This window comes from Roseibium aggregatum (assembly GCF_017309185.1).
In the GTDB taxonomy this organism is placed as follows: Bacteria; Pseudomonadota; Alphaproteobacteria; order Rhizobiales; family Stappiaceae; genus Roseibium; species Roseibium aggregatum_B.
Genome location: NZ_JAEKJZ010000006.1, coordinates 228,938 through 239,321, shown reverse-complemented (window position 1 = coordinate 239,321; position 10,384 = coordinate 228,938). Strand labels below are relative to the sequence as shown.

At 61.4% G+C, this 10,384-nt stretch carries 10 protein-coding genes; 5 read left to right on the top strand and 5 right to left on the bottom strand.

Annotated elements, in window-relative coordinates:
* The first annotated feature begins 240 nt into the window (after nucleotides 1–240).
* Nucleotides 241–891 (top strand): SGNH/GDSL hydrolase family protein, encoded by a 651-nt coding sequence (locus JF539_RS23015; RefSeq protein ID WP_209017523.1) that lies wholly within the window; start codon nucleotides 241–243, stop codon nucleotides 889–891.
* Between the two features lie 10 nt (nucleotides 892–901).
* On the opposite strand, the gene JF539_RS23010 is transcribed toward JF539_RS23015, so the two are convergent.
* Nucleotides 902–1,156 carry a DUF1674 domain-containing protein gene (locus JF539_RS23010; protein ID WP_207143093.1) on the bottom strand — a complete coding sequence of 85 codons (255 nt, stop codon included), beginning with the start codon at nucleotides 1,154–1,156 and terminating at the stop codon, nucleotides 902–904.
* Nucleotides 1,157–1,307: 151 nt separating this feature from the next.
* Here JF539_RS23010 and htpX point away from each other — a divergent pair, with 151 nt between their 5' ends.
* The 3 genes from htpX to JF539_RS22995 all read left to right on the top strand — a co-directional run bounded on the left by htpX (nucleotide 1,308) and on the right by JF539_RS22995 (nucleotide 5,820).
* Complete coding sequence (gene htpX, locus JF539_RS23005; protein ID WP_207143092.1) at nucleotides 1,308–2,264, top strand: zinc metalloprotease HtpX; 957 nt, start codon at nucleotides 1,308–1,310, stop codon at nucleotides 2,262–2,264.
* A 302-nt stretch (nucleotides 2,265–2,566) separates the two neighbouring features.
* On the top strand, nucleotides 2,567–3,934 hold the full coding sequence (locus tag JF539_RS23000; RefSeq protein WP_207143091.1) for an RsmB/NOP family class I SAM-dependent RNA methyltransferase: 1,368 nt from the start codon (nucleotides 2,567–2,569) through the stop codon (nucleotides 3,932–3,934).
* A 173-nt stretch (nucleotides 3,935–4,107) separates the two neighbouring features.
* A complete protein-coding gene (locus JF539_RS22995) occupies nucleotides 4,108–5,820 on the top strand; it encodes a heparinase II/III family protein (protein WP_209017522.1) in 1,713 nt (570 codons plus the stop codon).
* Between the two features lie 62 nt (nucleotides 5,821–5,882).
* Here the strand turns inward: JF539_RS22995 and JF539_RS22990 are convergent, their stop codons facing one another.
* The 4 genes from JF539_RS22990 to ftsE form a co-directional block, all read right to left on the bottom strand.
* Nucleotides 5,883–6,656 (bottom strand): lysophospholipid acyltransferase family protein, encoded by a 774-nt coding sequence (locus JF539_RS22990; RefSeq protein ID WP_207143090.1) that lies wholly within the window; start codon nucleotides 6,654–6,656, stop codon nucleotides 5,883–5,885.
* Nucleotides 6,657–6,709: 53 nt separating this feature from the next.
* Nucleotides 6,710–7,291: a YdcF family protein gene (locus tag JF539_RS22985; protein WP_209017521.1), complete on the bottom strand. Its 582-nt coding sequence runs from the start codon at nucleotides 7,289–7,291 to the stop codon at nucleotides 6,710–6,712.
* A gap of 202 nt (nucleotides 7,292–7,493) precedes the next feature.
* A complete protein-coding gene (locus JF539_RS22980; protein WP_207143088.1) occupies nucleotides 7,494–8,558 on the bottom strand; it encodes a cell division protein FtsX in 1,065 nt (354 codons plus the stop codon).
* An 8-nt stretch (nucleotides 8,559–8,566) separates the two neighbouring features.
* Nucleotides 8,567–9,226 carry a cell division ATP-binding protein FtsE gene (gene ftsE / locus JF539_RS22975; RefSeq protein ID WP_207143087.1) on the bottom strand — a complete coding sequence of 220 codons (660 nt, stop codon included), beginning with the start codon at nucleotides 9,224–9,226 and terminating at the stop codon, nucleotides 8,567–8,569.
* Between the two features lie 209 nt (nucleotides 9,227–9,435).
* On the opposite strand from ftsE, the gene JF539_RS22970 reads away from it, so the two are divergent.
* Nucleotides 9,436–10,383: a zinc-ribbon domain-containing protein gene (locus JF539_RS22970; RefSeq protein ID WP_207143086.1), complete on the top strand. Its 948-nt coding sequence runs from the start codon at nucleotides 9,436–9,438 to the stop codon at nucleotides 10,381–10,383.
* Nucleotide 10,384 lies beyond the last annotated feature (1 nt).

Genomic DNA, 10,384 nt, shown 5'->3' with positions numbered 1-10,384 from the left:
TCTTATTAACCAACGGCACTTGGATACGGTTTTCACAAGGGGAAAGATTGCGTCCACTCTCTCATCCGGCGGAGACGCGAATTCACTCGCTCCTCAGAATGCGGCTTTTTGTCTTGCTCCCGTCTCCCCCCTTGAGGGAGAGAAGGGAGCCAGCGGGATCACAACCATCTCCCCCTTACCCAAATCGTGCTAAGACCGGTCGCAACAAATCGGAACCACACGAAAAACCGGAGACTGGGTGTGCGCAAGGAACCTTTGACCGTTGTCTGTTTCGGGGATTCGCTGACCTGGGGATTCGATCCGGTCGACCGGTCCCGCTACGGTCACGACGTCCGCTGGACGAGGCTCCTGCAAAAGGAACTCGGAGAAGCGTTTTATGTGATCGAAGAGGGTCTGAACGGCCGCACGACCGTCTTCGAGGACCCGGTCAAGGGCGACAAGAACGGGCTTCAGCATCTCGCCACCGTGCGCAAGACCCATATGCCGATCGATATCCTGATCGTCATGCTGGGCACCAACGACCTGCAGACCCGGTTTTCCATGAACGCGGAAACGATCGCGACGGCCATGGGCCGGCTGCTCGATTTCGCCCGCCGTCCGACCGACGACGTGGAAGGCCGCGCGCCGAAGGTGCTTTTGATGGCACCGCCGCCATTAGGCGCGCTTGAAGGCACACCGTTCGCGGAGCTGTTTCCGAAAACCGCCGTGGAAGAATCGAAAAAACTGGCGGACTGCTACCGGCTGAAAGCAGCGGAATACGGCGCGGCGTTTTTCGACACGGGCACGGTGATTTCGGCAAGCCCGGTGGACGCGATCCATTTCGACCCGGAATTGCAGGCGGGCCTGGCGAAGGCGATTGCGGCGGAGGTGACGAAGTTAGCGGAGCTTTGAGTCCGCAACCCTAGAAATCCACCGTCAGGCCCTTGATTTCCCAGTCGTCGTAGCGGGTCGGTTCCAGACCGCCGCGGCCGTTGACCTCCTGCGGCATGGAGTTCTGCTTTTCGTCGATCTGCGTGCGACGGGCCTCGGCTTCCTTCAGCGCGCGTTGGGCAGCCGGCGGCAGATCCTCGAACTTCTTTTTCGGGGTGTCATCGTTGGAGGCTTTCAACGAAGGAACTTCGCTCTGGCTGAAGAGGTCGCGCGGGGTGTCCGTCATGAGAATGCTGCAAGTCCGTTCTACGGTTTCGGGAGTGTCCTCTTACAATATAGGTCAAACTTGCCAAGAATGGCAGCAATACCCATCTTCAGGCTGACCTGAGCCCTGGAACAAGGGCTCTGAAACGGAACCGGAACGGATCGAAGCTGCGATGAATTACGTTCGCACAGCAATGCTTCTGGCGGCGATGACCGCCCTCTTCATGGGTATCGGCTTCATGATCGGCGGCCAGTCGGGCATGGTCATTGCCCTGGGAATTGCCGCTGCCATGAACCTGTTCAGCTACTGGAACGCGGACAAGATGGTCCTGCGCATGCATCATGCGCGCGAGGTCGACGCCCGAAGCGCGCCGGACTATTACCGCATGGTGGAGCGGCTGGCGCAGAACGCCAGCCTGCCGATGCCGAAGGTCTACATCATCGACAATCCGCAGCCGAACGCCTTTGCCACCGGCCGCAACCCGGAAAACGCCGCCGTCGCGGCGACCACCGGCCTGTTGAACATGCTGACGCCGGAGGAAGTGGCCGGTGTCATGGCCCATGAGCTGGCCCATGTGAAGAATCACGACACGCTGATCATGACGATCACGGCGACAATCGCCGGAGCGATTTCCATGCTCGCCAACTTCGCCTTCTTCTTCGGCAACAACCGCAACAACCCGCTCGGCATCGTCGGAGTGATCCTGATGATGGTGGTCGCGCCGATGGCGGCGATGGTGGTGCAGATGGCGATCTCGCGGACCCGGGAGTATGCCGCCGACCGCATGGGGGCTGAGATCTGCGGCGAACCCATGTGGCTCGCCTCCGCGCTCGCCAAGATTTCCGGCGGCGTCGAGCGCATTCACAACCCCGATGCGGAAGCCAATCCGGCAACGGCACATATGTTCATCATGAACCCGCTCTCCGGCGAGCGCATGGACAACCTGTTCTCTACCCACCCGGCAACGGAAAACCGCATCGCCGAACTGCGCAGATTGTCCGACAGCGGACTGGGCACGGGTGGCCGCGCCTCCTTTTCCCAAGCGGCTCCGTCTCATTCCGGACCATGGAGCGGCAGCCGCCCGGCACAGGACAGCACGCCGCGCCATCCGCGTGGACCGTGGGGGTAGCGGTTTTTGGGGTGATGTACCGGCACTGCTTTTCACCCCCTCGTCCTGAGGTGTGGGGGGAGGTGACAACCCTGCACGCGAGAAACCGCTTCCTTATGGATCGTTTGCACACTAACATGCACTTAATGCGCCGCGACCGGACCTCCGGTTTGCGGCGTTTGACTTAAGAGCAAATCGCATTTTCCAGTATCGCTTCTCGCTGTCTGAAATCAGAAATTTAGACGCAAAAGCGATACAGGTGTTTCCGGACGAATGCGGCACGCTCCAAATCCGGTTTCTCGGACTCGTATCGGACTACTTCCTTGACCAAACGGCCTGCCAAAGCGAACAAACCACAAGCGACGGACCGCACGGAAAAACCCGGTTTCGCCGCGCGCAAGACGGCCGCCGACATTCTTGGCAACGTCGTTCACAAGAAGCGCCCCCTCGACGGCGAACTGGACACCACATCCGGCCATTCCGGTTTCCGCGCGCTTGCCGGCAACGACCGTTCGCTCGTGCGGGCGATCGTGGGCACGGCCCTGCGTCACCGGGGCGAAATCGCGGAAATCCTGGAGCGGTTGCTGGACCGGCGGATACCGGAAAAGACCGGTCGGGTGCTCGATATCCTGCATGTCGCCATCGCCCAGATGCTGTTCATGGAGATCCCGGACCGGGCGGCGGTGTCGCTTGCCGTGGACCATGCCGGTCTCGACCGCCGGGCGCGGCCATACAAGGGTCTGGTCAACGGCGTGCTCCGCCGCCTCGGGCGCGAACGAGACGAAATCACGGCGGATCTGGACGCGGAGGCGCTGAACACGCCGGACTGGCTGCTGGAGAGCTGGCGCGGCGCCTATGGCGAGGAAACCGCCAGGGCCATTGCCAGGGCGCACCAGGGCGAAGCAGCCCTGGACCTGTCCATCCGCGACGATCCGGACCTCTGGGCGGAAAAGCTCGGCGGGCAACCTGTCGGCACAGGCAGCATCCGGCTGACGGAAAAAGGGCCTGTCGAAGCCCTGGAGGGATTTGCCGAAGGCGCCTGGTGGGTTCAGGATGCCGCCGCCGCCTTGCCTGCATGTCTGTTGGGCAATGTCAAAGGCTTGAGGGTCGCAGATCTGTGTGCCGCGCCCGGCGGCAAGACAGCGCAACTGGCCGCCGCCGGCGCGGATGTGACCGCCATCGATATTTCCAAAAGCCGTCTCAAGCGTCTGGAGGAAAACATGACCCGCCTGGGTCTGGAAGTGACCGCGGTTGCCGCCGATCTCAGGGATTATCAACCGGAGGCGCCATTCGACGCGGTTCTGCTCGACGCCCCCTGCAGCGCCACGGGAACCATCCGGCGGCATCCGGACGTGCCTTGGATCAAGAAACCCTACGACATCGAAAAACTCGCGGAAATCCAGCGTGAACTGCTCGACCGGGTTCTCGCCTGGGTCAGGCCCGGAGGCCTGATCGTCTATTGCACCTGTTCTCTGGAGCCGGAGGAAGGCGAAAGGCAGGTGGAAGCGTTCTTGGAGCGCCAGAGCGGCAAGGTTGAACTCGTTCCGGTTGACGCAGAGGAAGTTGGCGGACTGTCCCAATGCGTGACGGCATCCGGCCTGTTACGCTGCCTTCCGTGCCATGAAGCGGGGAAAAGCCCGGACGCAACGGGGCTGGACGGTTTTTTCGCCGCCAGATTCAGGCGGTTTTAACGTCGCATAAACGGTTCATTTGCAATGATTCTTTAAATGAAATGCTAACCTTAACAGCACGTTTTCAATTTTGATGACCGGAGAACTCCTATCGCAGCGCAAAAGCCATCGATGCCGGGGATGGTTTGGTGAGTATCGCAAGTCTAAATGAGAGAGGCCGGATCTGGCGTCTTGTGGCATTGCATATTTGGCAACGTTCCCTGAAATGGATGCATGGCGGACCGCTGTTCCGCATGCAGCCGTTTTCGGCTGTGCCGTCGCGACTGCTCATCGCGCCACAGGACTTGCGGACAGCGGATGCGACCAATGCCGCCGATATCTATGGCGGACGTTTTCTGTTTTCCGGCCATCTCGTCGAAACCCAAGGCCGTTCGCCCTTCGAACTGAAGGCGGTGCACGAGGACTGGCAGCGCGAGCTGCACAGTTTCGGCTGGCTCAGGGACCTGCGGACCGCCGACAGCCAGATCGCCCGCCAGAACGCCCGGGCCCTGGTGGAGGACTGGATCAAGTTCAGCGGCCGGTGGCACGATATCGGCTGGGAAGCCGCCGTCGTCACCCGTCGCATCCTGTCCTGGCTTTCCCACTCGCCCTTCCTGCTTCAGGACGGCGACCACGATTATTACCGGCGCTTCGTGAAATCCCTGGCACGGCAGGTCCGCTATCTGCGCCAGACGATCAACGAGACGGAAGACGGCGTGGAACGGCTGCAGGCGGCGCTCGCCATCGCCTCGGCCTGCATCTCCATGGCCGGCCAGGGCCGTTTCGCGCGTCAAAGCATCCGCCGTCTTGAACATGAACTGTCGCGCCAGATCCTGCCGGACGGCGGGCACATTTCCAGAAACCCCCGTGCGCTGATCGAAATCCTGACGGATCTTCTTCCCGTTCGGCAGGCCTTCGTGGCCCAGGGACTGGAAATGCCGCCGGCCATGCTGCAGTCGGTGGACAGGATGATGCCGCTTCTGCGCTTCTTCCGCCACGGCGACGGCATGCTGGCCCATTTCAACGGCATGGGCTCGACCCCGAGCGATCTGGTGGCGACGATCCTCGCCTACGACGACGCCCGAGGCGCACCGCCGACAAATGCGCCGCATTCGGGTTATCAGCGACTGAGCGGCGGCGACTCGGTGGTCCTGATCGATACCGGGCGCCCCCCGGCGCTTGGCGTTTCCGGCGACGCGCATGCCGGCTGCCTGTCGTTTGAGTTTTCGTCCGGAACGAACCGGATGATCGTCAATTGCGGGGTGTCGCCCCGGTCGAACCCGCTCTGGCGCAAGGTCAGCCGGTCAACGGCCGCCCATTCGACGATAACGGTCGAGGACACATCCTCCTGCCGGTTTCTTTCCGAAAAGCCTTTCGGCCATTTGCTCGGCGCGCCGATCCTTTACGGACCGGAAAACGTCCCCGTCGACCGCGAGGACGACGCGGCGGGCAGCCGGATCACCGCCTCCCATGACGGCTACGCGGAGGAATTCCAGGTCATTCACGAACGCGACATGCGATTGTCGGGGGATGGCACGGTGCTGGACGGTATCGACACGCTCGCCGCGGTCGCGCGCGTCGACCCCGAGCATCGGTACGCAATCCGGTTTCACCTCTATCCCGGGCTGCGCACATCCCTGATCCGCGCGGGCTCCGCCGTTCTGGTGGTGTGCCGGGACGGCGAAGCCTGGGAGTTCGAGGCGCCCGGTTGCGAATTGTCGCTTGAAGAAAGTATCTATCTCTCGGATGTCTACGGTCACCGGAAATCGGAGCAGATCGTGATTTCCGGATCGCTTCAGGAAAACCCGTCTGTCGGCTGGCAGTTCCGCAAGACCGCCAAGGCCAAACTGAGCCGGCGCGGCACCAGCGATTTCGACGATCCGGGCGAATTGCCGCTCGAAGAATAGTCCGGCGCCTTATTCCAACCTCATCAACTAGGGTCTTGTTTGTTGAGGTTGGTATTACCGGCTCAGCTCTCGGGCTGCGAAACGGACGGCAGGGACAGCAACACCGGCGACGGGTGCTTTGCCCGGCGCGCCTCCTCGATCAGCCGGTTGCTTGTCGCTTCGATGTCATCGACCATACGCCGGTGAAACGCATCAGGCTTCAGGCCCGGTTCGATCGGCGGCAGGATCTCGACGATGATCGTACCGGGATAGACCTTCCAGGACGCCCGCGGCCAATAGAGCCCGGCGTTGTGGGCAATCGGTACGACCGGACAATTCAGGTCCTTGTAGAGATGAGCGACGCCGAACTTGTACTGCGGGTCGGCTCCCGCAGGCCGCCGCGTCCCTTCCGGAAAGATCAGGATCTGGCGCTCTTCGGCGATCGCTTCGCGCGCCGCTTCCATCATCGCCGCCAGGGCTTCCGTGCGTTTGCCGCGGTTGATCGGGATCTGTTTGAATTTGGCGGTATACCAGCCGAAAATCGGAATCCAGCGCAGTTCCCGCTTCAGGATAAAGGTCGGACTTCTGAACAGCGGGATCAGGGCCACGGTTTCCCAGGCGGACTGGTGTTTCATCGCGGCTATGAAGCCGCCCTTCGGCAGGTTTTCCCTGCCGCGGATCTCCACCTTGATCCCGGCGGTGAAACGCATCACGAGCTGCAGTGCGTTCGACCACGTCGGCACCACCCACCAGCCCCATTTGCGCGGCAGCAGCATGACCGGCGAGAACAGGATCATCAGGAAAAACGTGACCAGATAAAACAGGATCTGAAAGAGAGAGGAACGCAGAAAAACCATGGCACCGTCAGACTGAAGAGACGAGGTGGCCGCCCTGCGAGGACCCGGCGCCGTCAGCGCACGCCCATCACGGTTATCCGCAGCCGGGCAACGATATACTTCACATATTCTCGAATGAGAAGGCGCATCGTTGCCGGCTCCTTGTACCAGGCGTCCAGCTTCAGATCCTTGGAAAAAACCGGATAGGAAATCAGCATCACGTCCGGCAGAGCGCCCGACAGCTCCGCCTCCGCCCTTGGCAGGTGATAGGCGCTGGTGACGAGGAGGAGCGAGCTAAACCCGTTCTTGCGGACCCAGCTTGCGGTTTCCGCCGCATTTCCCGCCGTGTTGAGCGCCACGCGATCCAGATCGACACTGCCTTTTTCCAGCGGCTTGTGCGAGGAGGTGACCACGGCAAGCTGCTCCCGCGTGGTTCCCGGGTGCACGCCGGAGATCAGGAGCCGGTTCGCCCGGCCTTCCTCCAGAAGCCTGATGGCTTCGTTGACCCGGGCGTGACCGCCGGTCAGGACAACGATTGCGTCCGCGTTCGCCGTTTCCGGCACCTTGGCCGATGCAATCTTGTGGGCGAAGAACACGAACTGGCCGACGGCGCCCGCCATCAGCGCGACGACAACCGCGACAAAAGCGATTCGCAATCCGGAACGCCTTTTCCGCAAGCGGCCTGTTTCAGTGCCGGACAGCTCTTCCGCCCTTCCCTCTTCACGCGGCGGAGACCCATGCCGTTCCCTGGCAGCCGGAACACGATCCTCCAATGCGGAGCCGATAACTGTGTTGGCCTGTGTCATAGCCGCACCATGATAGATGATTCTGCCAATTTCACGGCATTGGCGAACAAAATCAATCCACTTTCGCAAGGTGGGCCTTGACAGCCAGACCGGACGTTAGGGCAGTCAGGATGGCGACGAGGAAGATAACTCCGAAGACGCCGAAATAACCGGGCAGGCTGACGGACACCGGTCCGAACAGCGCCGAAAGCTGATCGGTGCCCGCCTGGCCGGAGCTTTGCCGTGTCAGCATATCCAGGACAATGAAGCAAAGAATCGCCGCAAGACCGCCCGAAACCCCGCCCTTCAGGCCGAGCATCAGAAAGTGCCGCTGAAATTCCCGGGCGATGAAACTGTCCTCGGCCCCGACAAAATGCAGAACGGACACGACATCCTTGTTGCCGGCCATCGCCGCCTGGGTGGCGAAAACGACGCTGAGAACCATTGAACCGAGCACGAGGACCATGATCGCGACTCCCCCGATGACGACCGCGCCGGCCATCGCCGACAGGCGGGAGGTCCAGATCGAATGGTCGTCGACGCTCGCGCCGCTGACCTGCTGCGATACCAGGCTCTTCAACTGGTCGAGGTTCAAAAGCTCCGGATCGTCCACCGTGATCTGGATCAGCCTTGGAACCGGTAGGCCTTCGAGTTCCAGCCCTTCCCCGAGCCACGGTTCCAGAAGCGACTTGGTCTCCGCGTCCGAAAGCGCGCGAACGGACCCGATGCCGGGAAATTCCTGCGCCAGAGCCACAGCCTTGTCGATTTCGCGAAGCATATCGACGCCCTCGTTCGGCCGGATCTGAATGGTGATTTCCCGGACAAGGTCGTTCTGCCAGGCATCGGCGGCATCCCAGACCACCGAGACCGCGCCAACGGTCAGGCAGGCCAGAAAGCTCATGATCGCGACAACGAGCGTCAAGGCACGTCCCGCCACCGACTGCGGCGGGACGATCGCGGCGGCGGGACGGAGCTTGGCCGCGTCGCCCAGGTCCGGCTGATTCGGTTGAGCCGCGGGTTTTTTCTTCGGTCCGCCGGACCGCTTCGGCCGTATCATGCGCCGGGGCGGCTTCACGTCCGAACCGGATGCGGGCTTCTTCCCGCCGCCCTGATTCTTTTCGTCCTGGGTCTCAGCCATGCGTCCGCCTAGTCAAAAATCGAAAGGCGGCCGTCCGCCAGAACCATGCGACGCGCATCCACCTGTTCCAGCAACGCGATATCGTGGGTCGCAATCACAACGGAAGTGCCGAGTTTGTTCAATTCGATAAACAGACGCAACAGGCGACGCGCAAGCGGCGGATCGACGTTACCGGTCGGCTCGTCCGCGAGCAGAACTTCCGGCCGGGTGATGAGTGCCCGTGCAATCGCCGCGCGCTGTTTTTCGCCGCCCGAAAGCACGGGCGGCAGAACATGCATCCGGTCGCCGAGACCGACCCATTTCAAAAGATCGATCACATCGGAGCGGTACTCCGCCTCCTCCTTGCCGATCACCCTGAGCGGCAGCGCGACGTTTTCGTAGGTCGTCAGGTGGTCCAGCAGCCGGAAATCCTGAAAGACCACACCGATCTTGCGCCGCAGTTTCGGCAATTCCTGCTTGTCGATCACGCTCAGATCGCGGTTAAACACCTTGATCAGGCCGCGGGTCGGACGCAGGGACATGAACAGGAGCCGGATCAGGCTGGTTTTTCCCGCGCCTGACGGACCGGTCAGAAACTGAAAGGACTGCGGCTCGATCTGAAAGCTGAGGTCTCTCAGGATTTCGGGACCCATGCCGTATCTCAATCCGACATTCTCGAAGCGGATCACTCAAACACTCTCCTGTTGATAGACCAAACGCTATAGCCAGGCCGTTAACGGTGCATTAATCATATAAATGTCCATTGGAGGTCGCAAAACCCGTCACGGTGTTCACTGGCGTTTGTCCAGAATTTCGTGCCGGATATGGAGCCGCCGGTCACGCTCTCAGTCTTCTGGAGCCCTAACCCAGAGCATGCCATGACGAAAGGTCTTCTGACATGAAGATCAAATGTCCGCACTGCAGCACGTCCTACGAGATCAAGGCGGAGGCCCTTGGGCCGGAGGGCCGCAGCGTCAAATGCGCCAAATGCGGCAACCGCTGGTTCGTGTCTTCCGAGGACGAGGAAGATCTGGAACCGATTTCCAAGGCAGGAACGGACAAGACCTCGAACGACACCGCGGCGGACGCTGCCGGCGCCGACAGGGACGAGGCGGACTGGGCGGCCGATGCCCGCGAGGAAACCCTGGACACCGGGCCCGACGAAGACCTTGACGGTGAAGAGGAACCGGAGGCGTTCAGCCCCACTTTCACGGCTCCTGAAACCGCGGCGGATGAAGACAGATTCGCCGCAGACATGGAATCCGAGCAGGACGAAGACGACTCGGGTGTCGAATCCGACATCGAGTCCCATGCGAAACGTCCCAAAATCGTCGTTAACCCGGACAAGTTCCGGAAAGACCAGATTGGCGCGGTCATGCGCTGGCTTGCGCGGCGCAACTACAAGCGCGTCGGCGGACTGGCGCTGTTCGGCGCCGCCCTGGCCGTTTGCACCGTTCTGGTGCTGATGCGCAACGACATCGTCAAACAATCGCCCGACCTCGCCAGCCTGTTCCGCCTGGTCGGCCTTGATGTCAATCTGCGCGGCCTGGAATTCCGTAATCTGCGCACCTTCACGGAAGACGAGTCCGGGAAAACGGTTCTGGTTGTCGAAGGCTCGATCCGGAACCTCCTGGAAGAGCCGAACACCGTTCCGGCCGTCCGGCTGTCGATTCGCAACGCCGGTTCGCAAGAAATTTACGCTTGGACTGTAGAGCCCAGAACGCAATCGTTGAATGGCCTGGACGAAACCCGGTTCAGAACCATTTTGGCCGATCCGCCCAACGAATCCTCCGATATCCAGGTCCGGTTCGTCGATCGCGGCCGCCGGCAAGTTGTACTTGAGTAAC

Coding starts and splice junctions, on each gene's coding strand:
- JF539_RS23010 (WP_207143093.1), bottom strand. CDS start 1,156: ATGACGGACACCCCGCGCGACCTCTTCAGCCAGAGCGAAGTTCCTTCG.
- htpX (WP_207143092.1), top strand. CDS start 1,308: ATGAATTACGTTCGCACAGCAATGCTTCTGGCGGCGATGACCGCCCTC.
- JF539_RS22990 (WP_207143090.1), bottom strand. CDS start 6,656: ATGGTTTTTCTGCGTTCCTCTCTCTTTCAGATCCTGTTTTATCTGGTC.
- JF539_RS22980 (WP_207143088.1), bottom strand. CDS start 8,558: ATGGCTGAGACCCAGGACGAAAAGAATCAGGGCGGCGGGAAGAAGCCC.
- JF539_RS22970 (WP_207143086.1), top strand. CDS start 9,436: ATGAAGATCAAATGTCCGCACTGCAGCACGTCCTACGAGATCAAGGCG.